At 66.3% G+C, this 25,320-nt stretch carries 24 protein-coding genes and 4 tRNA genes; 10 read left to right on the forward strand and 18 right to left on the reverse strand.

Going from position 1 to position 25,320, the window contains the following annotated elements:
• Window positions 1-19: 19 nt before the first annotated feature.
• Window positions 20-1,417, forward strand: coding sequence for a M20/M25/M40 family metallo-hydrolase (locus tag ABWV23_RS14360; RefSeq protein WP_353348923.1), 1,398 nt, complete (start codon window positions 20-22; stop codon window positions 1,415-1,417).
• Window positions 1,418-1,526: 109 nt separating this feature from the next.
• Here ABWV23_RS14360 and ABWV23_RS14365 read toward each other — a convergent pair whose 3' ends face one another.
• From ABWV23_RS14365 to lon, 9 genes are all read right to left on the reverse strand, one after another.
• On the reverse strand, window positions 1,527-2,300 hold the full coding sequence (locus ABWV23_RS14365) for a DUF8692 domain-containing protein (protein WP_353348925.1): 774 nt from the start codon (window positions 2,298-2,300) through the stop codon (window positions 1,527-1,529).
• Between the two features lie 90 nt (window positions 2,301-2,390).
• Window positions 2,391-2,624: an RND transporter gene (locus ABWV23_RS14370; protein ID WP_353348927.1), complete on the reverse strand. Its 234-nt coding sequence runs from the start codon at window positions 2,622-2,624 to the stop codon at window positions 2,391-2,393.
• A gap of 26 nt (window positions 2,625-2,650) precedes the next feature.
• Window positions 2,651-2,727: transfer RNA gene (locus ABWV23_RS14375), tRNA-Asp, on the reverse strand.
• 55 nt (window positions 2,728-2,782) lie between these two features.
• A tRNA-Asp gene (locus ABWV23_RS14380) sits at window positions 2,783-2,859 on the reverse strand.
• A 114-nt stretch (window positions 2,860-2,973) separates the two neighbouring features.
• Window positions 2,974-3,912: a pirin family protein gene (locus tag ABWV23_RS14385; protein WP_353348929.1), complete on the reverse strand. Its 939-nt coding sequence runs from the start codon at window positions 3,910-3,912 to the stop codon at window positions 2,974-2,976.
• A 119-nt stretch (window positions 3,913-4,031) separates the two neighbouring features.
• Window positions 4,032-4,107: transfer RNA gene (locus ABWV23_RS14390), tRNA-Val, on the reverse strand.
• A gap of 117 nt (window positions 4,108-4,224) precedes the next feature.
• Window positions 4,225-4,299, reverse strand: a tRNA-Val gene (locus tag ABWV23_RS14395).
• Window positions 4,300-4,380: 81 nt separating this feature from the next.
• Window positions 4,381-4,791, reverse strand: coding sequence for an HU family DNA-binding protein (locus ABWV23_RS14400; protein ID WP_353348931.1), 411 nt, complete (start codon window positions 4,789-4,791; stop codon window positions 4,381-4,383).
• Between the two features lie 134 nt (window positions 4,792-4,925).
• Window positions 4,926-7,337, reverse strand: a complete 2,412-nt coding sequence (gene lon / locus ABWV23_RS14405) for an endopeptidase La (RefSeq protein ID WP_353348933.1) — start codon at window positions 7,335-7,337, stop codon at window positions 4,926-4,928.
• A gap of 233 nt (window positions 7,338-7,570) precedes the next feature.
• Between lon and ABWV23_RS14410 the strand changes: the two genes are divergently transcribed.
• The gene (locus tag ABWV23_RS14410; protein WP_353348935.1) at window positions 7,571-9,022 is read left to right on the forward strand and encodes an SLC13 family permease; all 1,452 of its coding nucleotides are present in this window, start codon (window positions 7,571-7,573) and stop codon (window positions 9,020-9,022) included.
• A gap of 51 nt (window positions 9,023-9,073) precedes the next feature.
• Here the strand turns inward: ABWV23_RS14410 and ABWV23_RS14415 are convergent, their stop codons facing one another.
• Window positions 9,074-9,448 (reverse strand): group I truncated hemoglobin, encoded by a 375-nt coding sequence (locus ABWV23_RS14415; protein WP_353348937.1) that lies wholly within the window; start codon window positions 9,446-9,448, stop codon window positions 9,074-9,076.
• Between the two features lie 155 nt (window positions 9,449-9,603).
• Here ABWV23_RS14415 and ABWV23_RS14420 point away from each other — a divergent pair, with 155 nt between their 5' ends.
• Window positions 9,604-10,296, forward strand: coding sequence for a winged helix-turn-helix transcriptional regulator (locus ABWV23_RS14420; RefSeq protein WP_353348939.1), 693 nt, complete (start codon window positions 9,604-9,606; stop codon window positions 10,294-10,296).
• Window positions 10,297-10,308: 12 nt separating this feature from the next.
• Here the strand turns inward: ABWV23_RS14420 and tgt are convergent, their stop codons facing one another.
• Complete coding sequence (tgt, locus tag ABWV23_RS14425; protein ID WP_353348941.1) at window positions 10,309-11,439, reverse strand: tRNA guanosine(34) transglycosylase Tgt; 1,131 nt, start codon at window positions 11,437-11,439, stop codon at window positions 10,309-10,311.
• Window positions 11,440-11,546: 107 nt separating this feature from the next.
• On the opposite strand from tgt, the gene ABWV23_RS14430 reads away from it, so the two are divergent.
• From ABWV23_RS14430 to ABWV23_RS14455, 6 genes are all read left to right on the forward strand, one after another.
• Window positions 11,547-12,719 (forward strand): MFS transporter, encoded by a 1,173-nt coding sequence (locus tag ABWV23_RS14430; protein ID WP_353348943.1) that lies wholly within the window; start codon window positions 11,547-11,549, stop codon window positions 12,717-12,719.
• A gap of 124 nt (window positions 12,720-12,843) precedes the next feature.
• Window positions 12,844-13,206, forward strand: coding sequence for an SUF system Fe-S cluster assembly protein (locus ABWV23_RS14435; protein WP_353348945.1), 363 nt, complete (start codon window positions 12,844-12,846; stop codon window positions 13,204-13,206).
• 311 nt (window positions 13,207-13,517) lie between these two features.
• Window positions 13,518-13,892 carry a HesB/IscA family protein gene (locus ABWV23_RS14440; protein ID WP_353348947.1) on the forward strand — a complete coding sequence of 125 codons (375 nt, stop codon included), beginning with the start codon at window positions 13,518-13,520 and terminating at the stop codon, window positions 13,890-13,892.
• 94 nt (window positions 13,893-13,986) lie between these two features.
• Window positions 13,987-14,739: a triose-phosphate isomerase gene (gene tpiA, locus ABWV23_RS14445; RefSeq protein WP_353348949.1), complete on the forward strand. Its 753-nt coding sequence runs from the start codon at window positions 13,987-13,989 to the stop codon at window positions 14,737-14,739.
• Window positions 14,740-14,971: 232 nt separating this feature from the next.
• Window positions 14,972-15,427 (forward strand): Lrp/AsnC family transcriptional regulator, encoded by a 456-nt coding sequence (locus ABWV23_RS14450; RefSeq protein WP_353348951.1) that lies wholly within the window; start codon window positions 14,972-14,974, stop codon window positions 15,425-15,427.
• Window positions 15,428-15,448: 21 nt separating this feature from the next.
• Window positions 15,449-17,344: a cation:proton antiporter domain-containing protein gene (locus ABWV23_RS14455; RefSeq protein ID WP_353348953.1), complete on the forward strand. Its 1,896-nt coding sequence runs from the start codon at window positions 15,449-15,451 to the stop codon at window positions 17,342-17,344.
• A gap of 30 nt (window positions 17,345-17,374) precedes the next feature.
• On the opposite strand, the gene cobT is transcribed toward ABWV23_RS14455, so the two are convergent.
• Window positions 17,375-18,391 carry a nicotinate-nucleotide--dimethylbenzimidazole phosphoribosyltransferase gene (gene cobT / locus ABWV23_RS14460; RefSeq protein ID WP_353348955.1) on the reverse strand — a complete coding sequence of 339 codons (1,017 nt, stop codon included), beginning with the start codon at window positions 18,389-18,391 and terminating at the stop codon, window positions 17,375-17,377.
• Window positions 18,392-18,470: 79 nt separating this feature from the next.
• Between cobT and cobS the strand changes: the two genes are divergently transcribed.
• Window positions 18,471-19,244, forward strand: coding sequence for an adenosylcobinamide-GDP ribazoletransferase (gene cobS, locus ABWV23_RS14465; protein WP_353348957.1), 774 nt, complete (start codon window positions 18,471-18,473; stop codon window positions 19,242-19,244).
• On the opposite strand, the gene ABWV23_RS14470 is transcribed toward cobS, so the two are convergent.
• The 6 genes from ABWV23_RS14470 to ABWV23_RS14495 all read right to left on the reverse strand — a co-directional run bounded on the left by ABWV23_RS14470 (window position 19,241) and on the right by ABWV23_RS14495 (window position 25,286).
• Window positions 19,241-20,044 carry an ion channel gene (locus ABWV23_RS14470; protein ID WP_353348959.1) on the reverse strand — a complete coding sequence of 268 codons (804 nt, stop codon included), beginning with the start codon at window positions 20,042-20,044 and terminating at the stop codon, window positions 19,241-19,243. The two genes, cobS and ABWV23_RS14470, sit on opposite strands and share 4 nt — an antisense overlap.
• A gap of 144 nt (window positions 20,045-20,188) precedes the next feature.
• The gene (locus ABWV23_RS14475; protein WP_300245296.1) at window positions 20,189-20,698 is read right to left on the reverse strand and encodes a CarD family transcriptional regulator; all 510 of its coding nucleotides are present in this window, start codon (window positions 20,696-20,698) and stop codon (window positions 20,189-20,191) included.
• Window positions 20,699-20,982: 284 nt separating this feature from the next.
• Complete coding sequence (gene fdxA / locus ABWV23_RS14480; RefSeq protein ID WP_353348961.1) at window positions 20,983-21,321, reverse strand: ferredoxin FdxA; 339 nt, start codon at window positions 21,319-21,321, stop codon at window positions 20,983-20,985.
• A gap of 63 nt (window positions 21,322-21,384) precedes the next feature.
• Window positions 21,385-21,759: an RNA-binding S4 domain-containing protein gene (locus ABWV23_RS14485; RefSeq protein WP_353348963.1), complete on the reverse strand. Its 375-nt coding sequence runs from the start codon at window positions 21,757-21,759 to the stop codon at window positions 21,385-21,387.
• Window positions 21,760-21,764: 5 nt separating this feature from the next.
• Window positions 21,765-24,683: a helicase-related protein gene (locus ABWV23_RS14490; RefSeq protein WP_353348965.1), complete on the reverse strand. Its 2,919-nt coding sequence runs from the start codon at window positions 24,681-24,683 to the stop codon at window positions 21,765-21,767.
• A 33-nt stretch (window positions 24,684-24,716) separates the two neighbouring features.
• On the reverse strand, window positions 24,717-25,286 hold the full coding sequence (locus ABWV23_RS14495; protein ID WP_353348967.1) for a tetratricopeptide repeat protein: 570 nt from the start codon (window positions 25,284-25,286) through the stop codon (window positions 24,717-24,719).
• Window positions 25,287-25,320 lie beyond the last annotated feature (34 nt).

Genomic DNA, 25,320 nt, shown 5'->3' on the forward strand with positions numbered 1-25,320 from the left:
CCACTATAGGAGACAGAGAATGTCGCTTGATGCCGTGCTTGCCCGAATCGATGACGATCTGACCGGGTCCATCGACCGGCTGATGGAGTTTCTGCGGATTCAGTCCATTTCCACCGATCCCGCCTTCAAGGGCGATGTCGAGAAGGCCGCCGACTGGCTGGTGGCAGACCTGAACAGCATCGGGATCAAGGCCGAGAAGCGCCCGACCACCGGCCACCCGATGGTGGTGGGCCATGTCGGCGAGGAAAACAGCGATGCGCCGCACCTGCTGTTCTACGGGCACTATGACGTGCAGCCGGTAGACCCGCTGGACCTGTGGAAGACGCCCCCGTTCGAGCCGCAGATCGAAGACACACCGGCGGGCAAGGTGATCCGCGGTCGTGGCGCCAGCGATGACAAGGGCCAGTTGATGACCTTTGTCGAGGCCTGCCGCGCGTGGAAAGCGGTGCACGGCACCCTGCCCTGCCGCATCACCTTCTTCTTCGAGGGCGAGGAAGAGAGCGGCTCTCCCTCGCTGGTGCCGTTCATGGAGGCCAACGCCGAGGAGCTGACGGCGGACCTGGCGCTGATCTGCGACACCTCGATGGTGTCGCGCGGCGTGCCCTCGATCGCCTCGCAACTGCGCGGCATGCTCAAGGACGAGTTCACCATCACCGGCCCGCGCATCGACCTGCATTCGGGCCATTACGGCGGACCGGGCCTCAACCCCCTGCGCGAGATGGCGCGCATCGTCGCCTCGTTTTACGACGAGGACAGCGGCCGGGTCACCATCGACGGGTTCTACGAAGGCGTGCACGAGGTGCCGGCAGACCAGTTGCGGCAGTGGCAGAATTGCGGTTTCGACGAGGCGGAGTATCTCACTTCCGTCGGCTACTCGGTGCCGCATGGCGAAAAGGCCTATTCCACGCTGGAGCAGCAATGGGCGCGCCCGACGCTGGAGGTGAACGGCATGTGGGGCGGCTATACCGGTGCCGGCTCCAAGACCGTGATCCCCAGCCAGGCGCATTGCAAGATCACCTGCCGGCTGGTGGGCGACATGGACCCCGATGCGCTGCGCGGCAAGATCCGCAAGCACGTGGAAGAGCGGCTGTCGCCGGACGCCACGGTAACCTGGAACCAGGACCTCGAAGGCTCGCCGGCGCCGGTAATGAACATTGAACGCCCCGAGTTCGAGGCCGCGCGCGGCGCACTGTCGGACGAGTGGGACCGCGAGGCGGTGTTCACCGGCATGGGTGGGTCGATCCCGATCGCCGGCTTCTTCAAGTCGGTGCTGGGGCTCGACGCGATGCTGATCGGGTTCGCCAATGACGACGACGCGATCCACAGCCCGAACGAGAAATACGATGTGACCAGCTTTCACAAGGGTATGCGCAGCTGGGCGCGGGTTTTGGAGGCACTGACCAACAAACCGGCCTGACAGGCCGCGCATGAGACTGGCGCCGGGCGGGTATTTCCTGCCCGGCGTCGCCGGCGGGCACCGCATACGGCGCAGTGGCGGGCCGTTGCGACCCCGCCGATCCGAAAGCCTAGCCCGAGGTCTCCTCAACTCCGGCATAATAGGCTTCGACATGGCGCAGGGTGCCAAAGGCAAGCGCCGCGCCCAGCGCCACGGCGATCATCTCGCCCCCGTCCTCGATCACCTGGAACAGCGGGTTCAACCCCTCCGGCACCCATTTGTGCACCACATCGGCGACAACACCGCACAGGAACAACAGCACGAAACACCCGAGGAATGGCAAGAGCACCCCGACATCGCCTCGCCGGCGCCCGGCCCAGGCCCACAGCAGGACGACCGCAAGGACCGCGCCGGCCAAGGTCCAGGCCAGCAGCTCGCCATACTCCTGCGCCCCGAGACCGAAATGAGGCTGAATATCCAGCACGCGGCCCAGCTTTTCTCCGACCCGCTCATGATACCGCGCCGAATCGTCAAGCCAGATAAAGCCGTAAAGCAAGGTGAGGAACACGAACACACGCGAACGCGTCTGGATGGCCGACGCCAGCAAAAGAAACGCCGCCACGAAGGCAATCCCGTGATTGAAGTTCTCGGCGAGGCTGCCGTCCTCGCTGAGATGGAAATTGCTGTGCACGATATGCGCCAGCTCGGATCCGTCGCTCCAGATCCCGGACACCGTGAAGACCAGGATGATCGCAAGGATCACGCCGAGCACCACGGCCAGAACCTGCCGTACCAGCCGATCCCCCCAGATGAGCGACAACAAGCGATACGGCTCGGCCAGAACGCCCGAGGACAACGGAATTTCTCCGGCGAACCGGCGTTGTGATGAAAGGATCAAGGTCATCCCCCTGTTACGTGATCGGGCATCGGAATCCAGCAGCCATCAGACATAACTTGCGGATGTGTCAATCATAAGGCGCTGCCCCGAAGACGATCACGGCGCGCTGTTCTGCCCGATGATCGCCCGCCCGGCCTTGGCCGCGAGCAGCAGCCACGGCGCCCCGTGCAAGGCAAAGTCAAGGATGTCGATGGGCCGGCTCAAAGTTCCGTCGAAGAGCATCAGCAGCTTTTGCCAGACATGCGGTTCAGGCACGAAAGGGGCCAGTCCCAGCGTCACGGCAAGCAGAAACGCGAATTCCCACGACAGCCGATCAAGTATCGCACCCATTCTATGGTGATCCCTTTGAAGGATGATGGCGCGGTTGACGGGGCTCGAACCCGCGACCCCCGGCGTGACAGGCCGGTACTCTAACCAGCTGAGCTACAACCGCGCATCGGTCCTTCGACATCCGTCCGATGTCCCCCGGACAGGGGCTTTGGCAGTGGTGGCGCGGTTGACGGGGCTCGAACCCGCGACCCCCGGCGTGACAGGCCGGTACTCTAACCATCTGAGCTACAACCGCTCACTGCCCGTCCGGCCAAGCCGAACGTTGGGCTGTATTATGGCCACGCCCCTGCCCCGTCAAGCGGCGTTCGCAGGATTCAGGCGTTTTTTTGAGGCATTTTTCAAACCGCCCTCAGACCCCGGGCAATGGAATGAACTCATCCCTGTCCGTCGGCGGCAGCCGGAACGGCCCGGTCTCCCGGTCGCCGTGTCGCCAGGCCTCTTTCGCGGCCTCGATCCTGTCTTTCGAAGAGGCGACGAAATTCCACCAGATGTACCGCGGCCCGTTCAACGTCGCGCCACCCAGGAGCATCAGCCGTGCGCCCTGCGGCCCGGCCCGCAAGGACACCCTGTCGCCGGGGCGGAACACCATCATCCGGCCCGCCTCGAACCGGTCGCCGGCAACCTCGACCGCCCCGGAGAGCACATAGGCGCCGCGATCCTCGTGGTCACCGGGCAGCGGGATGGCCGCCCCCGGATCCAGCACCGCGTCGGCATAGAACATCTCGGACGGGGTCTCGACCGGGGCACGGTCCCCCCAGGCCGAGCCGAGGATCAGACGCACCTGCTTGCCCTCGCCCTGCAACAGCGGCAACCGGGCCTCGGGGACATGGGCAAAACCGGCCGGCCCGTCTTCGCGATCCTCGGGCAAGGCGATCCAGGTCTGGATGCCGAACAACTCGTAGGGCGCCTTGAGCATGTCGCCGTCGACCCGCTCGGAATGGGTCACCCCGTGCCCGGCGGTCATCAGGTTGACCGCGCCCGGCTCGATCCATTGATCGGTGCCCAGCGAATCGCGGTGATGGAACCGACCGTTGAACAGGTAGGTCACCGTCGCCAGCCCGATGTGCGGATGCGGGCGGATGTCGATCCCCTGCCCGGTCACGAACTCCGCCGGTCCCATCTGGTCGAAAAAGATGAAGGGGCCGACCATCTGGCGGCGCGGCGCGGGCAGCGCGCGGCGGACCTCGAAATCGCCGAGGTCGCGGGCACGGGGCACGATCACGGTCTCGATCGCGTCAAGCGTTCCGGCATCGAGGGGATGCGGATCAAGGGCGGGGTTCCAGCTCATGGCTCATCCTTTCGTCAGGGGCCCACAAAGGATAAGCGTGCAGGAAGGCTTATAAACCCGCGAAAGCCTCGAGGTGCTGTGCGCGTGCGCACAGAAGAGAACGACGAAGCGAGGAAAGGTGGTGGGTGATGAGAGGCTCGAACTCCCGACATCTTCGGTGTAAACGAAGCGCTCTACCAACTGAGCTAATCACCCGTGGCGCCGTGCTTAGCCATTCCCGAAGGGGGAGGCAAGAGCATCCGGCACATGTCATCCTTCCCCGCCGCTTTCCGGTGATGCGATCCAGAAGACCGCGACGCGAGGCAGGGAAAATGGTGGGTGATAAGAGATTCGAACTCCTGACATCTTCGATGTGAACGAAGCGCTCTACCACTGAGCTAATCACCCGTGCGCGGGGATTTATACAAGCTTGCCACCGCGTGCAAGCCCCTATCGGGCAGAAAGCCCGCGCCTTTTTCCTGGCTGCTCCTAAGCGTCTTGGTCCGGCTCCTGCGCGGGCGTATCGGTGGTGTCTTCGGAGGATTGCAGCTTCTGACGCAGCTTGGAGACCACGATGCGGCGGTCCTTGCGATCCATGGTCCGGTTGACGCGCAGCTTGCCCAGCGGTTCGAGGTTCAACCCGCGCCCCCCGGCCAAGGTCTCGCCCAGCACCGCCAGCATCGCCTCGATCACCGGCTTGGCGTCGCGCTTTTTCACCTCGCAGCGCTCCAGCACCGCGTCGATAAGCTCTTTCTTGCGCAGGTCGGGCCGCGCCACCTCGGGCTCGGACACCCGCAGCACGTGCGGCTCGACCGGCGCACTTTGCGGTGCCACGTCCGGCGTCGTCCCCTTCGAGTCGTTACCTGTCGGCACGGTTTCGGAATGCTCGTCGTCTGCCATGGGATTCCCTTTGTTCTGCTGTGCCGCGAGTCTAGTACGGCGCCGCCCCGAAGACCAGAAAAGGCGCCCTGTCACGACAAAGGGGCGGACCATCCGGCCCGCCCCAAATTGTCTTTACGTGGTCGCCATGCGGCTCAGTGCGCGGTCGCGCCGACCCCCTCTTCGGGGCGGAGCGCGGCGCGGGCTGCGGCGGCCTCTTCCTCGGCCGCCTCGTCCCATTCAACCGGCTCGGGCTCGCGCACTAGCGCCAGTTTCAGCACCTCTGACACGTGCGAGACGGGGATGATCTCCAGCCCCTCCTTCACGTTGTCGGGGATCTCCGGCAGGTCCTTTTCGTTCTCTTCCGGGATCAGCACCGTCTTGATGCCGCCACGCAGCGCCGCCAGCAGCTTTTCCTTCAGCCCGCCAATGGCGGTGGCGTTGCCGCGCAGGGTGACCTCGCCGGTCATGGCGATGTCCTTGCGCACCGGGATCTGGGTCAGCACCGACACGATCGCCGTCACCATCGCCAGACCGGCCGAGGGGCCGTCCTTGGGCGTGGCACCGTCGGGCACGTGCACGTGGATGTCCCAGCGGTCAAAGCGCGGCGGCTTGATGCCCAGTTGCGGACTGACCGACCGGACATAGGACGAGGCCGCCTCGATCGATTCCTTCATCACGTCGCCCAGCTTGCCGGTGGTCTTCATCCGGCCCTTGCCGGGCAGGCGCAGCGCCTCGATCGACAACAGTTCGCCGCCGACGCTGGTATAGGCCAACCCGGTGACCACGCCGACCTGGTCCTCTTTCTCGGCCAGGCCATAGCGGTACTTGGGCACGCCGAGGAACTCGTCGAGGTTGTCGGCCGTCACGCTGACGCTCTCCGCCTCTTTCTTGATGATCCGGGTCAGCGCCTTGCGGCAGACCTTGGCGATCTCGCGCTCCAGGTTCCGCACCCCGGCCTCGCGGGTATAGGTGCGGATGATCGCGGTCAGCGCCCCGTCGGTCAGGGTGAACTCCTTGGCCTTGAGGCCATGGTTCTTGATCTGCTTCGGGATCAGGTGCGCCTTGGCGATCTCGTGCTTTTCGTCCTCGGTGTAGCCCGCCAGCGGAATGATCTCCATCCGGTCGAGCAGCGGACCGGGCATGTTGTAGCTGTTGGACGTGGTCAGGAACATCACGTTCGACAGGTCGTATTCCACCTCGAGATAGTGGTCGACGAAGGTCGAGTTCTGTTCCGGGTCCAGAACTTCCAGCATCGCGCTGGCCGGATCACCACGGAAATCATGGCCCATCTTGTCGATCTCGTCGAGCAGGATCAGCGGATTGGTGGTCTTGGCCTTTTTCAGCGCCTGGATGATCTTGCCGGGCATCGAACCGATATAGGTCCGGCGGTGACCGCGGATCTCGCTCTCGTCACGCACCCCGCCCAGCGAAATCCGGATGAATTCGCGCCCGGTGGCCCGCGCCACCGATTTTCCCAGGCTGGTCTTGCCGACGCCCGGAGGGCCGACAAGGCACATGATCGGGCCCTTGAGCTTTTTCGAGCGTTGCTGCACGGCGAGATACTCGACGATCCGCTCCTTGACCTTGTCGAGGCCATAGTGATCGGCGTCGAGGATCTCCTGCGCACGGCCCAGGTCCTTTTTCACGCGGGACTTGGTGCCCCACGGGATCGACAGCATCCAGTCGAGATAGTTGCGCACGACGGTAGCCTCGGCCGACATCGGCGACATGTTCTTGAGTTTCTTCAGCTCGCCTTCGGCCTTTTCGCGGGCCTCCTTGGACAGCTTGGTCTCGGCGATGCGGGATTCGAGCTCGGCGATTTCGCCCTCGCCCTCCTCGCCGTCGCCCAGCTCCTTCTGAATGGCCTTCATCTGCTCATTCAGGTAATATTCGCGCTGGGTCTTCTCCATCTGGCTCTTGACCCGGGTCTTGATCTTTTTCTCGACCTGCAGAACGCTCATTTCGCCCTGCATCAGCCCATAGACCTTTTCCAGCCGCTCCGAGACCGAGAGGGTTTCGAGCAACTCCTGCTTGCGGTCCACCTCGATCCCGAGGTGACCGGCGATCAGGTCGGCCAGCTTGGCCGGGTCGGTGGATTCGCCCACCGCCGCCAGCGCCTCGTCGGGGATGTTCTTGCGCACCTTGGCATAGCGTTCGAACTCGTCGACAACGGTGCGCAGCAGCGCCTCGGTCGTGGTCACGTCGCCGGGCATCTCGGTCAGGTATTCCGCGCGGGCCTCGAAGAAGGAGTCATTGTCGAGGTACTCGGTGATGCGCACGCGCGCCTGCCCCTCGACCAGAACCTTGACGGTGCCGTCGGGAAGTTTCAGCAATTGCAGCACGTTGGCCAGCACGCCGGCCTTGTAGATGCCGTCGGTTTCGGGGTCGTCCTCGGCCGGGTCGATCTGGCTCGACAGCAGGATCTGCTTGTCGTCGGCCATCACCTCTTCCAGCGCCCGAACGGATTTCTCCCGGCCCACGAAGAGCGGCACGATCATGTGGGGGAACACCACGATGTCGCGCAACGGCAGGACGGGATAGGAGGAATTGAGAGGCTCTTGCATGCTCGGTCCTTGTTCTTGGCAAGACGCCCGGCCCCTGGATCAGGCAGCGCTCGGCGTCTCCTCTTACGGATTAGTAATCTGGGGCACATGCCCCGGGGTTTCAAGCGCGCATTGCAGCCGTCGGCCCTCCCCCCTCTCGCCTCATGCCCCCCTTCGTCGCCCATGGCTCGCCCGAGCAGGGACTGCTAGGAAGGGCTTTCAGGTATAAGCAGAGTTGGACGGGATCGCGACGGATGGCCGACAAGCTTCACTCGAAACACGGGAAACGGGCGCAGCGGCTGGCGCTGCTGTCCGGGCCGGCGGTGATGCTGGCGGTTCTGCTGGTACCGGCACCGCCGGGGTTGGAGCCACCGGCCTGGCGGCTGGTCGGCGTGACCGCCTGGATGGTGATCTGGTGGATCGGACAGGCCGCCCCCCTGCCCGCCACCGCGCTGCTGCCGGTCCCGTTGATGCCGGCGATGGGGATCGCCCCCGTGGCCACGATCACCGGGCAGTACGGCAATCCGCTGATCTTCCTGTTCCTTGGCGGTTTCCTGGTTGCGGCGGCAATGCAACGCCACGGGCTGCACCGCCGCATCGCGCTGGCCATCGTGGCGGCGATGGGGGCCGCGCCCCGGCGGATCCTGCTGGGGTTCATGCTGGCCACGGCAGCGCTGTCGATGTGGATCTCGAACACCGCCAGCACGGTGATGATGTTCGCCGTCGCCCTGCCCGTGATCGAACTGGTCGGCGCCCGCGCCGATGATGACCGCGCGGCGCGCCGGTTCGGCGTGGCGCTGATGCTGTCGGTGGCCTACTCGGCCTCGATCGGCGGGGTCGGCACGCTGATCGGCACCCCCGGCAACGCGCTGCTGGCCAGCGTTCTGGCCAGTTCCTACGGGATCGAGCTTGGGTTCGGCACGTGGATGCAGGTCGGATTGCCGGTGGCGGTGGTGATGCTGACCATCTGCTACCTGCTGCTGACGCGGGTTCTGTTCCATTTCGGAGACCTGGGCGCGGCGGGGGCCGAGGCGGTAATCGCCGGCGAACGGCGCGCACTGGGCCCGATGCGCCGGTCCGAGTGGCGCGTCGCCGTTGTCTTCGCACTGGCCGCGCTGGGCTGGATGTCCCGGGGCGCGCTGGACCTGCCGCTGACCGATGCCGGGATCGCCATCGCCGCCGCCATCGCCGTCTTCGTACTGCCGGCGGGCGACAGCAGCGGCACGCGCCTGCTGGACTGGCAGGACACCCGGGCCGTGCCCTGGGGCATCCTGCTGTTGCTGGGGGGCGGGCTGGCGCTGGCCGCCGGGTTCGATCACACCGGCCTGGCCGGCTGGATCGGCGGCGGCTTTGCGGGGCTGGCCGAGGTGCCGCTGTGGCTGCTGGTGCTGGCGGTCTCCGGCGTCACCCTGATGATCACCGAGGTGACCTCGAACACCGCCGTCACCGCCACCTTCCTGCCGATCCTCGGCGCCGTCGCCGTGGGCATGGGGTTGCCGGTGCAATGGTTGATGGTGCCGGTGGCGCTGGCCTCGTCGATGGCCTTCATGATGCCGGTCGCCACGCCGCCCAATGCCATCGTCTTCGGCTACGAGGGGCTGCGCATGGGCGACATGATCCGCGCCGGCGTCTGGCTGAACCTGATCGCGACGCTGCTGATCACCGGGGCGATGTGGCTGGTGGCGCGGCCGGTGCTGGGGATCTGACCCCGCACCGCCCGGCCCCCGGGACGCGCCCCCACGATTTGCGCCCGGGGTTCAGACCCGCATAATTTCGCCCTTGAGCCCATAGGCGATGGCAAGGACATCGTTGCGCGTGGCCTCATCGATACCATGCGCGGCCAGGGTGGCCATGATGTCGTCGGTCTCGGCCATGTACTCCTCGGCGCTGATGTTCATGCCGCGATGGGTCTCCACCATGTCGCGCCCGGTATAAGTTTCGGGCCCGCCGCTGCCGGCACAGAGGAAATCGCACAACTGTTGCGAGACCGCCGCAAGGTTCTCCGGGTCGTCCCGGTAGGGCAGGAACCGGGCCCGGATCACCGGGTTGTTCATATGCGCCTCGACCACGTCGGCAACGATGGCCTTGATCCCGGCGGCGGCGCCAAGGCGTTCGTACATGCTGGCTTGCATTGTCTTCCTCCCGTTTTCTGTCGCGTTTCGAACAGCGGGGGCGCGTTTTCGTCACCGCGCTGTTCCCTGCTGCCGATTCTATCCAGAGGCACCGAACCGTGATAGTACAGGAACTGTACCGGGGGGGGGCGGGCCAGCACGGGGAGGATGCGGGCATGAGCCAGACGGGATACCGGCAGTTCTGCCCGGTCGCGATGGCGGCAGAGGTGCTCTGCACCCGCTGGACCATGGTGCTCTTGCGTGAGCTGATCGCCGGATCGAGCCGGTTCAACGAGTTGCGCCGCGGGGTGCCGCGCATGTCGCCCAGCCTGTTGTCGCGCCGCCTGCGCGAATTGGAAGAGGCCGGCATCCTCACCCGCCGCCCGGTGCCGGAGCAACCGGACGTGCTGGAATACCACCTGACCGAGGCCGGGCAGGACCTGCGCCCGGTGATCGAGGCCTTCGGCTTCTGGGGGCAGAAATGGGTGGAATCGCAGCCCTCGCTGGAAAACCTCGACCCCTCGCTGCTGATGTGGGACATGCGGCGCGGGTTGAACCCCGCCCCCCTGCCCGAGCGGCGCATCGTGGTGCACCTCTGTTATCCGGAGTTGCCCGCCTCGAAACGCGACTGTTGGCTGGTGGTCGAACCCGACGGCGCGGTTGACCTGTGCCAGTCGCATCCCGGCTTCGACGTGGATCTTTACGTGACCACCGATCTGCGCACCATGACCGCGATCTGGATGGGGCTGACCACGGTTTCGAGCGCGGCCGACAAGATCGAACTGGACGGCGACCGCGCCATCGCGCGCAGCATGCAAAGCTGGCTGGGCCTCAGCCCGTTTGCCAGCGAACGCAAGCGTGTGCCCTGAACCCGCCCATATTCACAGCGGGTCGATATCGCCCTGTTCGCGCTGCGCGTGGAACGCCGCCTGCCACTCGGTGAACCGCCCCTCGGAGATGGCGTCGCGCATGCCCTGCATGATCTCCTGGAAGTAGTGCAGGTTGTGCCATGTCAGCAGCATCGAGCTGATGATCTCGTGGCTGCGGAACACGTGGTGCAGATAAGCGCGGGAATAGTTGCGACAGGCCGGGCAGCTGCATTCCTCGTCCAGCGGGCGCGGGTCGTCCTGGTGGCGGGCGTTCTTGATGTTGAGCACCCCACGGCGGGTGAACACCTGCCCGGTGCGCCCCGAGCGCGACGGCAGCACGCAGTCCATCATGTCGACTCCGCGCGCCACCGCACCGACGATATCGTCGGGCTTGCCCACCCCCATCAGGTAGCGCGGCCGATCCTCGGGCAGCATGTCGGGGGCATAGTCGAGACAGTCGAACATCGCCTCCTGCCCCTCGCCCACCGCCAACCCGCCAATGGCATAGCCCTCGAACCCGATCGCCCTGAGCGCCTCGGCGCTTTCCTCGCGCAGGTCACGTTCCAGCCCGCCCTGCTGGATGCCGAACAGTGCATGGCCGGGCCGGTCACCAAAGGCGTCGCGCGACCGCTCGGCCCAGCGCATCGACAGCCGCATCGACTCCGCGATCCGGTCACGGTCGGCGGGCAGCGCCGGGCATTCATCGAAACACATCACGATGTCCGAGCCCAACAGCCGCTGGATTTCCATCGAGCGTTCGGGGCTGAGGTGGTGTTTCGAGCCGTCGATGTGGGATTTGAAGGTCACCCCCTCTTCGGTCAGCTTGCGCAGGCTGGCCAGACTCATCACCTGGAACCCGCCCGAATCCGTCAGGATCGGCTTTGACCAGTTCATGAACTTGTGCAGCCCACCCAGCCGGTCGATCCGCTCGGCGGTGGGGCGCAGCATCAGGTGATAGGTATTGCCCAGCAGGATGTCGGCGCCGGTCGCCGCCACGCTTTCGGGCATCATCGCCTTGACCGTCGCCGCCGTGCCCACCGGCATGAAGGCCGGCGTGCGGATCTGGCCCCGGGGCGTGTCGATCACGCCGCTGCGGGCCTTGCCGTCGCGGGCGTCGAGTTGAAAGGAAAATCGTTGGGTCATCGCGCCGGGCCTTTTTCGTGTCGCGTCCGGTATTGCGGCAAAGCCGCGGCGCTGGCAAGGGTCGCCGCCCCTTGCATTCACCCCGGCCGCAGGCCACCAAAGCCGCCATGACCCGCCCCGCTTCCCCTTGGATCGCCATCCTCGCGCTTTACGCCGCCGGCCTCGGGGCCGCCGGGCAGTTCTCCAAGATGGCAGTGATCCTGCCACAGCTTGGCCAGAGCTATCCCGAGGCGGGCGCGATGCTAGGGTTCCTGGTGTCGCTGCTCAGCCTGCTGGGCGTGACCCTGGGGCTGGTGGCCGGGATCCTGGTGGCGCGCATCGGTTTTCGCCGCACGCTGATCGGGGCGCTGGTGCTCGGCGCCGCGATCTCGCTGGTGCAAAGCCTGCTGCCGCCGCTGCCCGCGATGCTGGCCCTGCGGGTGATCGAGGGCGGCACCCACCTGGCCATCGTCGTCGCCGCCCCGACCCTGATCGCACAGGTGGCGCCCGACCCGGTACGCCCTGCCGCGCTGACGCTCTGGGGCACCTTCTTTGGCGTGGCCTTCGCGGTGACCGCGCTTGTGGGCGTACCGGTGGCGCAGCAGTATGGCCCCGGCCCTCTGTTCGCCGCCCATGGGGGCTGGATGGCGGCGATGGCGCTGCTGCTGCTCCGGCTGGTGCCGGCGGATCGCCCCATGGCCCGAAGCGATCCGCCACTGACCCCGCGCGGCGTGCTGCGGCGGCATGGCGAGATCTACCGTTCGCCATTTCTCTCGGCGCCGGCCTGGGGGTGGCTGTTCTACACGCTGACCTTCGTTGCCGTGCTCGCCGTCTGGCCGCCGCTGCTGCCGCCGCGCGCCGGCACGCTGGTCGCCTCGCTGGCCCCGCTCGCCGCCATCGCGGTCTCGATGACGCTTGGCGTGGCGCTGTTGCGCCGCTGGCGCGCGATCCGCGTGGTGCTGCTGGGATTTGCGCTGGCCGCCGGACTGGCGCTGCTGCTGCCGCTGGCGCCGCACAGCGCCGCGCCGGCCATCGCGCTCTTTGCAACGCTGGGGCTGGTGCAGGGGGCCAGCTTTACCGCCATCGCGCAGCTCAACCAGACCGCCGAGAGCCGGGCACTGGCCAACGGGGCGCTGGCGCAGATGGGCAACCTGGGCAACATGCTGGGCACGCCGCTGATGCTGGCGGTGCTGGGCCTGTCTGGGGTGCTGGGCATGACCGCCGTTATCGCAGCCTGCTACGGCGCGGCGGTTTTGACCCACCTCGCCCTTGACCGGGCACGGCGACGCCAGCGACCCTGATCCCACAGCGTCGCGTTTCCGCCCAACTTGGCGATGGGATAAGTCACGCGTCCTGAACACCGCCTCTGGACGCTGGGCCTCACATTTCCTATATAATCGCTCAGGAAATGACACCGAGGCCCCGATGACCAAATCACCCGAACCGCTGGAAGGCGCGCCGCTGATCGCGCCCTCGACCGTCGACCATCCGCTCTACGAACAGATCGTCGAGGCCTGCCGGACGGTCTATGACCCGGAAATCCCGGTCAATATTTACGAGTTGGGCCTGATCTACACCGTCGAGATCAACGACCAGAACGAGGTACGCGTGATCATGACCCTCACCGCGCCGGGCTGCCCGGTCGCCGGCGACATGCCGGGCTGGGTCGCCGATGCGATCGAACCGATCCCCGGCGTCAAGCAGGTGGACGTGGAGCTCACCTGGGAACCGCCCTGGGGCATGGAGATGATGAGCGACGAGGCCCGGCTGGAACTCGGCTTCATGTAGCGCGGGTGGGTTATCCACAGAAAAACCACGCCGTGTTACCGAATGTTCACACTTATGGCGCACAACCCTTGAGGTATCGCCGCAAGTCGTGAACACCCTGCGCGCGCGGGTCAACCGGAATCACTTGCCGCGATGGCCGCTGCCCGGCGGTCGACAACCGGTCCAAAGGTCTTTTCTAACCGCCGTTCCCCCGGCACCTTTTGACCCAAGCGGGACCGCCTGCCTCATGACGGTCCCGCGCCCCCCCTCGACAGATCACCCCCTTGAGCGCACCGCTGGTCGCGACTAGGTTAAAGGTGAAGGAGACCCACATGTTTGGCATTCCCGGCAAGCAAGCCATCACGATGACCCCTCGCGCCGCGGCGCAGATCGCCAAGCTGATGGATCAGGCGGGCCACGCGGGCCTGCGCATCGGCGTCAAGAAGGGCGGCTGCGCGGGCATGGAATACACCATGGAATACGTCGAAACGGCGGACCCCAACGACGAGGTCGTCGAACAGGACGGCGCCCGGGTGATGATCGCCCCGATGGCGCAGATGTTCCTGTTCGGAACCCAGATCGACTATGAGGTGTCCCTGCTGGAGGCCGGGTTCAAGTTCAACAACCCCAACGTGGCCGAGGCCTGCGGCTGTGGCGAATCCATCAAGTTCAAGGACACGCCCGACCCGGTCGAGGCCGAGGACTAGGGCCAGGCCGGCCACCCGCCGCATCGCGCTGCGCGATTGTCACCCTGTGCGCTCGGTGCTACCTAACGCCGGTAACAACGACAGGGGGCATGGCATGCGGCGCAAACTCGCGGCGGGAAACTGGAAGATGAACGGCACCGGTGCGGCACTGGCCGAGGTGCAGGCGCTGGCCCGGGCGCACCCCTCTCCGAACTGCGACATCCTGATCTGCCCGCCGGCACCGCTGCTCCACCGCGCCGCGCAGACGGTCGCGGGCACCGCGATTGCCATCGGCGCGCAGGATTGCCACGCCGAACCCTCGGGCGCCCATACCGGCGACACCAGCGCGGAAATGATCATGGACGCCGGCGCGCAGCATGTCATCCTTGGCCATTCCGAGCGCCGCGCCGATCATCACGAGACAAGCGAAATGGTGCGCGCCAAGGCCCGCGCCGCGATGCAGGCCGGGCTCTCGGCCATCGTCTGCCTCGGCGAAACCCTGGCCCAGCGCGAGGCCGCCAACACGCTCGACATCATCGGCGGACAGCTCTCGGAATCGGTGCCGGATCTCGCCACCGGCGAGAACCTGGTGATCGCCTACGAACCGGTCTGGGCCATCGGCACCGGCCGGGTGCCCTCGCCCGAGCAGATCGGCGAGGTGCATGGTTTCCTGCGCGCCCGTCTCGAGGCCCGCTTCGGTGCCGGTGTCGGTCGCTCGGTCCGGCTGCTGTACGGCGGCTCGGTCAAAGGCGACAACGCCGCCGAGATCTTTGCCGTGCCCAACGTCGACGGCGCGCTGGTGGGGGGCGCCAGCCTGACGGCGGCGGATTTCTCGCCCATCGTGGCGGCGCTCGACGACTCGGCCTGATCAGGGATCTTTCGGCCCGCAGATGCAGGCCGTCCTCCGCACCGGCCAGGCTCGTCCGGTCGCCGGCCCCGACGCCGCGCGCGCCCGCGACGCCTTCATTTTCGCCCTGCTGGTCCCCGACAAGTAAAATACAACGTGAGAAAACGGAAAAATTTCGCGTTCTTTCGCACGTTACGCAGTTGATGTGCGGGAAATGCGCAATATCTACAGCAAATGCGAGGAAACGACGCATATGCTGGATGAAACCGATAAACGGCTGCTGGCCGCACTGCAAAAGAACGCCCACCTGACCGCGCAGGAGTTGGGCGAAGAGCTTGCGCTGTCCCCCAGCCAGGCCGGCCGCCGACGCCAGAGGCTGGAGGCCGAGGGCTATGTCCTGGGCTATTCCGCCCGGCTCGATCCGCTGAAACTGGGATTGCAGGTGCAAGGATTCGTGCAGGTGCATCTGCATGCGCATGGCACCGAACCGGCCGCGGGGTTTGCCCAACTGCTGCGCAGTCGCCCCGAAATCACCGGTGCCTGGACCCTGACCGGAGAGGCGGATTACCTGCTGCGGGTCTATTGCGCCGACCTTCCGGCCCTCAATACCTTGCTCCACGAGGTCATCCTGCCCCATCCTGCCGTCGCGCGCGTGCAAAGCCAGATCGTCATGGATCAGGTCAAGCGCGATGCGCCGCTGCCCATCTGACGCCCAAGAGGACCCGCATTCATGGAAAACTTCCTGTTCCAGGCCACGATCTATCTGGCCGCGGCGGTGATCGCCGTGCCCTTTGCCGCGCGCATGGGGTTGGGATCGGTTCTGGGCTATCTGGCAGCAGGCCTCGTGATCGGGCCGGTGCTGGGGCTGGTGGGCTCGGAAACCCTGGAACTGCAGCACTTTGCCGAGTTCGGCGTGGTGATGATGCTGTTCCTGATCGGGCTGGAGCTGGAGCCGCGTGCGCTATGGGACATGCGCCACCGCCTGATCGGGCTGGGCGGGCTGCAGCTCCTGCTCTCGACCCTCGCGATCATGGGGGTCGCGGTGCTGGCCGGCGAAACCTGGCAGGTGGGGCTGGCCGTGGGCCTGGCGCTGTCGCTGTCCTCCACCGCCATCGTCTTGCAGACCCTGTCGGAAAAGGGGCTGATGGAGACCGGCGGCGGGCGCTCGATGTTCTCGGTGCTGCTGACGCAGGATATCGCGGTGATCCCGATCCTGGCGCTGTTGCCGCTGCTGGCAGCGGCCGACAGCCCCCATAACGACGTCCATATCGACAGCGACGGTTCGATCCAGCGCGCCATCGAGGAGGCCGCGCACGGAGCCGGGGACGTCGGCCTGTCGCTGGTCCAGGGGTTGCCGGGCTGGGCGGTGACGCTGGTGACGTTGGGCGCGGTCGCCTTCATCATCTTTTCCGGCGTCTACCTCACCCGACCGGTGTTCCGCTATATACACGCCGCCAACCTGCGCGAGATGTATACCGCGTTGGCGCTGGGGATCGTGGTCGGCATTTCCTTCCTGATGACCCTGGTGGGGCTGTCGCCGGCGCTTGGGGCCTTCCTGGCCGGCGTGGTTCTGGCCAACAGCGAGTTTCGGCACGAGCTGGAAAGCGACATCCAGCCTTTCAAGGGGCTGCTGCTCGGCCTGTTCTTCATCACCGTCGGCGCCGGCATCAACTATCGCGCCTTCCTGGCCGATCCGCTGGACCTGATCGGGCTGGCGCTGCTGCTGATCCTGGCCAAGGGAACGGTGCTGTTCTTCGTCGGTCGCGCCTTCAACCTGAAGGGCCGCGATCACTGGCTGTTCACGCTGGGTCTGGCGCAGGCCGGCGAATTCGGCTTTGTCCTGATGGCCTTTTCCAGCCAGCAGAACGTGATCCCGACGGCCCTGTCGGAAAAGCTGCTGCTGGTGGTGGCGCTGACCATGCTGATCACGCCGCTGCTCTTCATCGCCTATGACCTCATGTCCAAGCGGATGAAGGATCGCAGCCCCGAACCGAAGGCCGACGAGATCGACGACGAGGGTCCGGTCATCATCGCCGGGATCGGGCGGTTCGGTCAGATCGTCAATCGTCTGGTCCGGGCCAGCGGGATCAAGACCATCGTTCTCGATCACGACATGGAGACGATCCAGCTGATGCGCCGCTTTGGCGTCAAGGGGTTCCTCGGCGATCCGACCCGCCCCGAGCTGCTCAAGGCGGCCGGGCTGGACAAGGCGCGGGTGCTGGTGGTCGCGCTGGACGATCCGATCAGCACCACCACGCTGGTCACCTACGCCCGGCGCGAGCGGCCCGACCTGCACATCATCGCCCGCGCCCATGACCGCAACCACGTCTTTGCGCTCTATAGCGCCGGCGCCAACGACATCGTGCGCGAGATGTTCGACAGCTCACTGCGCGCCGGGCGCTACGTGCTCGAGAATATCGGCCTCAGCGAGTACGAGGCATCGCGCGCCGAACAGATGTTCTATTCCCACGACCGCTATGCAGTGCGGGAACTGGCCAAGGTCTGGAACCCGGACCTCCCGGCCAGCGAGAACCCGGTCTATATCCAGCGTGCCACCGAGTTGGAAAAGGAACTGGAGGCAGCGCTGCAGGAACTGGCCCAGGAGGAAGAGAAGAAATCCGCCTGAGCCCCCCGGATTACGGCCGATCCGCCCGCGTCAGCCCTCGCTGACGCCGGCCTCGTCAAAGGTGGCCATGCCGGAATGGCAGGCCAGCGCGCCGCGCAGCACCGGGATCGCCAGCGCCGCCCCTGACCCCTCGCCCAGACGCAGGCCCAGCGACAGCAGCGGCTCCAGTCCCAGACGCTCGAGCAGCGCGGAATGCGCCTGTTCCGCGCTCTGATGACCGGCCAGCGCGTGATCCAGCGCGCGCACGTTCACCGCCTTGAGGCAGGCAGCGGCAGCACAGCAGATGAATCCGTCGAGCAGCACCGGAATGCGCCGCATCCGCGCCGCGGCAATCGCCCCGGCCATGGCCGCGATCTCGCGCCCGCCCAGCCGCGCCAGCGCATCCAGCCCGTCGCCGATCTGCGGCCGGTGCAGTGCAACCGCGCGCTCGACGACCTCGGCCTTCAATGCCAGCCCGGCATCGTCCAGCCCGGTGCCGCGCCCGGTCCAGTCGCCCGCCGTACCACCATGAAGCGCAAGACACAGCGCCGCCGCCGGGGTGGTGTTGCCGATCCCCATCTCGCCCACCACCAGCAGGTCAGCGCCCGCGTCAACCGCGTCCCAGCCAGTGCGCAGGGCGGTGCAAAGTTCGTCCTCGCTCATCGCCGGGCCTTGGGTGAAATCGGCGGTCGGCCGGTCCAACTCCAGCGCGATCACGTCCATCTGCGCGCCCGCCGCCCGGGCCAACTGGTTGATCGCCGCACCACCGGCGCGGAAATTCGCCACCATCTGCGCGGTCACATCGGCGGGAAAGGCCGACACGCCCTGCGCCGTCACCCCGTGATTACCGGCAAAGACGATGACCTGCGGCGCCTCGATCCGTGGCCGCGGATCGCCCCGCCAGCCGGCGTACCAGATCGCCATCTCCTCCAACCGGCCCAACGCGCCGGGGGGCTTGGTCAATTGGCCGTTGCGCGCCTCGGCACCGGCGCGGGACACCGCATCGGGTTCGGGCGCCCCGGCCAGGATTGCACGGAACTGGTCTAGGTCACGAAAGTCTGGAAGCATGTGCCACCTGCATTGCATCACGTCAGACCCCGGTGTTTAAACCGGTCCGGGACGGCCACAACCCGGAAAGGCAAGCCGCATGCGCAAAAGCGACATTCTGACCGCCGGAGTGTACGATATCGCCGTCGCATTGGCCCTGCTGACACGTCTGCCATTGCCGCACCTGCCCTCCGGCGCCTTTGCGCATCAGGCGCGATCGGCCTGGGCCTGGCCGCTGGCCGGGCTGGCGGTGGCGGCCCCCGCCTGCCTGCTGGGCGCGCTGGCGATCGGTGCCGGGCTGTCCGCGATGATTTCCGCCGGGCTGGTGCTGCTGACGCAGGCGATGCTGAGCGGCGCGATGCACGAGGACGGGCTTGCCGACACCGCCGATGGCCTCTGGGGCGGGATGACGCGAGAGCGGCGGCTGGAGATCATGCGCGACAGCCGGATCGGAAGTTACGGCGTGCTGGCGCTGATCCTCTCGGTCGGGCTGCGTTGGAGCGCGCTGGCCGGGCTGATCGCGGCCGGGGCCTGGGGATCGGTGCTGGCGGCGGCGGTGCTGTCGCGCGCGGGGATGCCGGCGCTGATGGCCGCCCTGCCCCGCGCCCGCACCGACGGGCTGTCCCACGGTGTCGGCCGGCCCGAACGGGGCGCGGTCTGGGCGGCTCTGGCGCTGGCCTTGGCACTGGCGCTGGCCTGCACCGGCTGGGCCGCGCTTTCGGCCCTGGTCTGGGTCGCGTTGGCGGTCGTCGGCATGGGCGCGCTGGCACGGGCCAAGCTGGGCGGGCAGACCGGCGACATCCTCGGCGCGGCGCAACAACTGGCCGAAATCGCGGCGCTGCTGGCCCTGCTTGCCGGGATCTCCGGCCGTTAATCCGCCCCGGGCGTCGGGATGTTCAGAAGGTGGCCGCAGTGCTTGCAATGCACCGCGTCCGGATCATGGCGCAACAACCCGCATTCCGGGCAGCGGAACCGCACCTTTTGCGGCTGAAAGAGGGCGCGTGCCAACTGCAGGAACAACGCCACGCCGAACACCATCACGAAGATCGAGAACAGCTTGCCCACCGGCGTGGCCAGGGTGATGTCGCCGAACCCGGTGGTGGTCAGGGTGGCAACGGTGAAATAGACCGCGTCCACATAAGCCGCCAGCCCCGGCTGCCGGTCGAAGAACAGGACATAGGCCAGCGAAGAGGTCGCGAACAGGAACACGGTCAGGTTGACCCCGGCGACCACCGCATCCTCGCGTGCACGAAAGAACGCGCTGTCGCGCCGCATGTCGCGCAGCAGGTGATAGGAATGGATCAGGCGCAGCCCTCGCAGGATTCGCAGGAACGCCAGGCTGTGCGACAGGAAGGGATCGAGGACCAGCACCACGATCACCACCAGGTCGGCCAGCGTATGCACCTGCCGAAACAGCCGCGCGCGGTTGCGCTCGATCCACAGCCGGGCCGAGAAATCCAGCAGGATCAACACCCCCACCACCGCGTTGAGCAGATGCACCGCCAGCGAGGCTGAGAACGGCGCGGCAACGATGAAATAGAGGATGCTCACCGCGTCGAAGGCGATCAGCGCATAGCGGAACCGGACCGAACGCGGCTCCTGCCCCTTGTACAGGCGCTTGATGCGGATTTTCAGGCTGTCACCGGTCTCGGCCGGGGTGGTTTCATGGCTCATGCGGAAAGCTAAACGCAATGCGCGGTCGGGTCGCAAGGGACAACGCCCGGAAATGCGGCAGGGTCCAACCGCGCGGCCATGAAAAAACCGCGCCCGATCCGGGCGCGGTCCATCAACGCGGTCAAAGCGTCGGTGCGGTGCGGATCAGGCCGCGCGCGACATCAACACATCGTCGACCTGCTTTGCGGCAAGGATCTCGTCCCCGCCCGAAACGGCGGCAACCTCGCGGGTCAGACGCTCCAGCGCGGCCTCGTACAGCTGCCGCTCGGAATAGCTCTGCTCGCGCTGGTCGTCGGTACGGTGCAGGTCGCGGACCACCTCGGCGATCGAGATCAGATCGCCCGAGTTGATCTTTTGCTCATACTCCTGCGCGCGACGCGACCACATCGCCCGCTTGACCTTGGCCTTGCCCTTCAGCGTCTTCATCGCCTGGTCGATCACGTCGGGAGAGCTGAGCGAGCGCATGCCGACCTCGGTTGCCTTGTTGGTGGGCACCCGCAGGGTCATCTTGTCCTTTTCGAAAGAAATCACGAACAGCTCCAGCTTGAGGCCGGCCACCTCCTGTTCCTCGATCGACACGATCTGTCCGACCCCGTGAGCGGGGTAGACGACGTATTCGTTCGGGCGGAATTCGAGTTTCTTGGACTTGGTCATTCAGGTCTTCCTTGCTATCGTCCAGACCGCAAAGCGACAAAAAAATCAGCATCGGGTCACGTGCCATGCCCCGTCATGCTGAATTTTCGACAAACTTATTTTACCCCAGCGCGTGCATTCTGTACGGGGCGGCCCAGGCGTTTCCATAAACTGTAGGGGACATATATAGCACAGTCCGCCCCTTTTTGAAAGAGGTCGTCCCCATACATCCCGAGAATCCCATGAGTCTCAGGGACTTGCGGCACAGTGTTGAGGCGGTGTTGCGAGCTTCGCGCTCGAATCAGTCAGCCGCCCTCGCCGGGCTTTTCCGAGAAATACTTGTCCAGCTTGCCGGTCTCGCCATCGCGATCCTCGGCCTCGGGAAGCTGGTCCTTCTTGGTGATGATCACCGGCCACATCTCGGAGTACTTGCGGTTGAACTCCACCCAGGTCTCCATCGCCGGCTCGGTGTCCGGGCGGATCGCGTCGGCGGGGCACTCGGGCTCGCACACGCCGCAGTCGATGCACTCGTCCGGGTGGATCACCAGCATGTTCTCGCCCTCGTAGAAACAATCCACCGGGCAGACCTCGACGCAGTCTGTGTATTTGCAGGCAATGCAGTTGTCGGTCACAACATAGGTCATGGCAAGGTCCCGTCTGAGCGTTTAAGCCCCTAGCTAGAACAGCGCGCGCGGTTCTTCAAGGCGTCAATCCGTCCCCGGAAGCCGGGAAAGATCAAGCGCCCGCCGCTCGCGCTTGCCGGGCCGCCCCTTTCCCTCAAAGCGCGGATTGGGCGGGGAATCGTCCCGTTTCTCGCTCAATTCGGTGTACAGCGTCCGTGCCTCGCTGGCCGGCCCGCGCCGCAGACCCAGCGCCTCGACGCGCAGCACCCGCACCACGCGCGGCTGTGCCAGCGTCAGTATGTCGCCGGGCGCCACCGTCTGCGCCGGTTTCTGCGCCCGATCCCCGTTCACCCGCACGTGCCCGGCCCCGACCAGCGCCGCCGCGACGCTGCGGGTCTTGCAGAACCGGGCGTGGACCAGCCACTTGTCCAGGCGCAGCTTGACGGCGGGCGCGGTCATGCCCGTTACTTGTCGGTTTTCAGCCCCATCAGCGCGGCGGCGAAGGGGTTGTCAGGGTCGATCGGCTTTTCCCTTTTCGGCGGTCGGGCGCTGAAGCTCTTGGCGCCCTGCCCGCGTTCGCCCTTGGGCTTGCCGCCCTGGGGCTTCTTGCCACGCGGCCTGCCGCCGTCCTTGCCCTGCGGCTTGCCGCGACCCTGCGTCGCGCGCCCTTGGTTGGCGCGACCGCGACCGGCGGCGCTGCGGGCCCAGGTGAAGGTATAGAACACCTCCATCTCGGCCTCTTCCGCCCCGGTGTCCGCCTCCGCCTCGGGCGCCTCAGAGGCGACGTCCGCTATTGCCGGCGCAGCCTCGGGTGCCGCCTCGGCGGTGTCCGCCTCGGGCTCGGGCGCAACAGGCGCCTCGGCCTCCGCTGCGGCCCCGGTTTCGGAGGGGGCCGCGCCCGCGTCAGCTGGGCTGTCGGCGGGGGATTCGACCGCTGTCTCTGCGGTGGTCTCAGCAGTAGCTTCGGCAGCAACCGGTTCGGCCACGGCCTCCACCGGCTTGACCTTCACCCGCTCGCCCTTTTCGGCGCGATAGCCCAGCCCCTGCATCAGGTCAGCGAACTGTTCCAGCGTCATGCCGGTGATCGACAGCATGTCGGGCGTCGCCTCGAATCCGCCGCGGCTGTCCTGCCCGCGCAGCAGGTCGGCCAGCCGCTCCAGCATGTCGATGCGGATCGACCGCTCGCCGGCAGCGCGATAGCCGCACATGGTGTCATGGCCCTCGGGCGCATCCTTGGCAGTGGGTACGGTCACCAGCCCGGGCGGCGGGGCCTCGGGAAACTCGTCCAGCCCGTTCGCCAGCGCCCAGAGCACCAGCCGCAGCCGCGTCGGCGCCGGCTTCAGCAGCAGCGGCATGAAGATGGTGAACTGGCCGAACCGGATGCCATGCTTGCGCAGGGCACCGCGCGCGTCCTGGTCCAGCGCCTTGACGTCCTGCGCCACGCCCGCGCGCGGCAGGATCCCCAGCGACTCGACCATGCGAAAGGCAAACCCCTTGGCCAGCCCCGACAGCGTCTCGTCGCGCTGAAGCGTCAGCAGCGGCTCGAACAGCGCGGCGATCTTGCGGTCGATGAAATGCTGCAACCGGCGCTGCACCTTCTGCGCCACGTCCGGCCCGGCGGCCTCGTCGACAAAGGCCTCGACCTGCGGCTTCAGCGGATCAGCACCCGCCACGAGCTTGCCCACGGCATGCTCGCCCCACATCAGACCACCCTGTTCGGTATAGTCGATCTCGGTATCGGGCGCATTGTAGAACCGATCCGCCCGCAGGTGGAAATGCGGCGCAAGCGCCTGCAATGCCGCGGATTTCACCGTCTTTTCCTCGGCGCCGGCAGCGGCGCCCTTGTCCGGCGAGAACCGGAATCCTTCCAGCCGACCGACGAATTCGCCTTCGACGGTCACTTCACCCTTGTCGTTCACCTCGGCCAAAAGGGCCTCCTTCTGTTTGAGCCGCCGCAACAACACGCTGGTGCGCCGGTCCACAAATCTCTGTGTCAGGCGCTCGTGCAGCGCGTCCGACACCCTGTCTTCTACAGCGCGCGTTTCGCCGCGCCAATGACTTTCATCACCAACCCATCCACGCCTTTGCGCGACATAGGTCCATGTCCGGATAAAGGCCAGACGTTTACTTAATGTGTCGATATCCCCGTCGGTGCGGTCGATGCGCCGGATCTGGCGCGCCAGGAAATCGTCCGGGATCGCCCCGCGTTGGTGCAGATGCCCGAAAATGGTCTCCAGCAGGCCGGCATGTTCGGCGTGGCTGATGCCGCGGAAATCGGGAATCCGGCAGACATCCCAGAGCAGCCGGACACTGACGCCGTCGGTGGCGCGGGCGGCCACCTCGGCCACCTGGCTCAGCGTTTTCAGCGCGCCGAGATCATCGGCCTCGCGCGCCCGCACCAGAACCTCGTCCTCCGGCCCCACCTCGAGCGAGCGGATCAGCCGCTCGACCGAGCCGAACTCCAGCGCCGCGTTGCGCCAGTTGAGTTTCTTCAGCGGGGTGAAACGATATTCCATGATCGCCTGCGCCACGCCGTCGTCCAGCGGTCGTGCATCGCCGGTCACCCCGAAGGTGCCACTGGCCATGCCCCGCCCTGCCCGCCCGGCGATCTGCGCCAACTCGTTGGGCGCCAGCGGGCGCATCCGGCGGCCGTCGAACTTGGACAGCGCGGAAAAGGCGACATGGTCGATATCGAGGTTCAACCCCATGCCGATGGCATCGGTGGCGACCAGGTAGTCGACCTCGCCATTCTGATACAGCGCCACCTGCGCATTGCGCGTGCGCGGGCTCAGCGCCCCCATCACCACCGCCGCACCGCCCTTTTGCCGTCGGATCAGCTCGGCAATGGCATAGACATTATCAACCGAAAACCCGACGATCGCGCTACGCGGCGGCATGCGGCTTATCTTTTTCGAACCTGAATAGACCAACTGGCTCATTCGCTCGCGGCGCATGAACTCGGCCTCGGGCACCAGCGCCCGGATCGGTCCGCGCATGGTGTCCGAGCCCAGGAACAGCGTCTCGTGCGTTCCCCGCGCCCGCAGCAGCCGGTCGGTAAAGACATGGCCGCGCTCGGGATCGGCGCACAGCTGGATCTCGTCCACGGCGACGAAATCGGCGCCCATCCCCTCGGGCATCGCCTCGACGGTACAGACCCAGTACTGGCTGCGCGGCGGCACGATCCGCTCTTCCCCGGTGACCAGCGCCACCACCGAGGGGCCGCGCGCGTCAACGATCCGGTCATAGACCTCGCGCGCAAGCAGGCGCAGCGGCAGGCCGATCACCCCGGTGCGATAGCCCAGCATACGTTCGATCGCGTAATGCGTCTTGCCGGTATTGGTCGGCCCCAGCACGGCCACGATCCGGGATGTCCCGTTACCCATCACTCTCGCCCCATGCTGGCCCGTCGTCCGCGATTACAGCGGCTTGCCCTCGACCTCGGGTTTCAGCCGCTCAAGGGCTTCGGTTACGCTCTCGTAATGGGGATGTATAGCCTGCGCGAGCTTGTAGGCGCGATAGGCGTTCCTTGTATCGCCCAGGCTCTCGAAAATGGTGCCCAGGCCATAGATCGCCTGGAAATTGTTCGGGTTGAGCTTCAGCGCGCGCTCCAGGTCGGCCACCGCCGGCCCGTAAAGTCCGGCCTCGTAATAGGCCGAGGCGCGCAGGTGCCACCCTTCGGCGAAATCCGGCGCATGATCGGTCAGCGCCGTCAAATGCTCGATCGCGGTCTGCGTATCGCCCTCCTGCAGCGCCTCGCGACCGCGTTTCAGCAACAGGTCCATGGCGGGTGAGTCGCTGTGGCTCCACAGGGCCTGAAGCTGACGCTCCAATTGCACCGCTTCTGCCGCATCGGCATCCGACAGCGCCGAGAGCAGCGCCTTTTCATCGCCCGTATCCGCCGTCTGCGCGGCCAACGGCTGGCAAAACACCGCGAAGAGCGCGGTTGCCGTCACGATACCTTTGAGATTGTGCTGTTTAACGCCCATAACAGGATGCAATGTAACGCGGCCCGCGCCAAAT

The sequence above is a fragment of the Aquicoccus sp. SU-CL01552 genome (assembly GCF_040365005.1).
Lineage (GTDB): Bacteria > Pseudomonadota > Alphaproteobacteria > Rhodobacterales > Rhodobacteraceae > Antarcticimicrobium.

Excerpts from the sequence above, each read along its gene's own strand:
- ABWV23_RS14490 (WP_353348965.1), bottom strand. The coding sequence starts at position 24,683 with ATGGGTAACGGGACATCCCGGATCGTGGCCGTGCTGGGGCCGACCAAT.
- tgt (WP_353348941.1), bottom strand. The coding sequence starts at position 11,439 with ATGACCCAACGATTTTCCTTTCAACTCGACGCCCGCGACGGCAAGGCC.
- ABWV23_RS14430 (WP_353348943.1), top strand. The coding sequence starts at position 11,547 with ATGACCCGCCCCGCTTCCCCTTGGATCGCCATCCTCGCGCTTTACGCC.
- cobS (WP_353348957.1), top strand. The coding sequence starts at position 18,471 with ATGCGCAAAAGCGACATTCTGACCGCCGGAGTGTACGATATCGCCGTC.
- ABWV23_RS14435 (WP_353348945.1), top strand. The coding sequence starts at position 12,844 with ATGACCAAATCACCCGAACCGCTGGAAGGCGCGCCGCTGATCGCGCCC.
- fdxA (WP_353348961.1), bottom strand. The coding sequence starts at position 21,321 with ATGACCTATGTTGTGACCGACAACTGCATTGCCTGCAAATACACAGAC.
- ABWV23_RS14470 (WP_353348959.1), bottom strand. The coding sequence starts at position 20,044 with ATGAGCCATGAAACCACCCCGGCCGAGACCGGTGACAGCCTGAAAATC.
- ABWV23_RS14495 (WP_353348967.1), bottom strand. The coding sequence starts at position 25,286 with ATGGGCGTTAAACAGCACAATCTCAAAGGTATCGTGACGGCAACCGCG.
- tpiA (WP_353348949.1), top strand. The coding sequence starts at position 13,987 with ATGCGGCGCAAACTCGCGGCGGGAAACTGGAAGATGAACGGCACCGGT.
- cobT (WP_353348955.1), bottom strand. The coding sequence starts at position 18,391 with ATGCTTCCAGACTTTCGTGACCTAGACCAGTTCCGTGCAATCCTGGCC.
- ABWV23_RS14400 (WP_353348931.1), bottom strand. The coding sequence starts at position 4,791 with ATGGCAGACGACGAGCATTCCGAAACCGTGCCGACAGGTAACGACTCG.
- ABWV23_RS14485 (WP_353348963.1), bottom strand. The coding sequence starts at position 21,759 with ATGACCGCGCCCGCCGTCAAGCTGCGCCTGGACAAGTGGCTGGTCCAC.
- lon (WP_353348933.1), bottom strand. The coding sequence starts at position 7,337 with ATGCAAGAGCCTCTCAATTCCTCCTATCCCGTCCTGCCGTTGCGCGAC.
- ABWV23_RS14360 (WP_353348923.1), top strand. The coding sequence starts at position 20 with ATGTCGCTTGATGCCGTGCTTGCCCGAATCGATGACGATCTGACCGGG.
- ABWV23_RS14365 (WP_353348925.1), bottom strand. The coding sequence starts at position 2,300 with ATGACCTTGATCCTTTCATCACAACGCCGGTTCGCCGGAGAAATTCCG.
- ABWV23_RS14370 (WP_353348927.1), bottom strand. The coding sequence starts at position 2,624 with ATGGGTGCGATACTTGATCGGCTGTCGTGGGAATTCGCGTTTCTGCTT.
- ABWV23_RS14475 (WP_300245296.1), bottom strand. The coding sequence starts at position 20,698 with ATGACCAAGTCCAAGAAACTCGAATTCCGCCCGAACGAATACGTCGTC.
- ABWV23_RS14440 (WP_353348947.1), top strand. The coding sequence starts at position 13,518 with ATGTTTGGCATTCCCGGCAAGCAAGCCATCACGATGACCCCTCGCGCC.
- ABWV23_RS14415 (WP_353348937.1), bottom strand. The coding sequence starts at position 9,448 with ATGCAAGCCAGCATGTACGAACGCCTTGGCGCCGCCGCCGGGATCAAG.
- ABWV23_RS14420 (WP_353348939.1), top strand. The coding sequence starts at position 9,604 with ATGAGCCAGACGGGATACCGGCAGTTCTGCCCGGTCGCGATGGCGGCA.
- ABWV23_RS14385 (WP_353348929.1), bottom strand. The coding sequence starts at position 3,912 with ATGAGCTGGAACCCCGCCCTTGATCCGCATCCCCTCGATGCCGGAACG.
- ABWV23_RS14410 (WP_353348935.1), top strand. The coding sequence starts at position 7,571 with ATGGCCGACAAGCTTCACTCGAAACACGGGAAACGGGCGCAGCGGCTG.
- ABWV23_RS14450 (WP_353348951.1), top strand. The coding sequence starts at position 14,972 with ATGCTGGATGAAACCGATAAACGGCTGCTGGCCGCACTGCAAAAGAAC.
- ABWV23_RS14455 (WP_353348953.1), top strand. The coding sequence starts at position 15,449 with ATGGAAAACTTCCTGTTCCAGGCCACGATCTATCTGGCCGCGGCGGTG.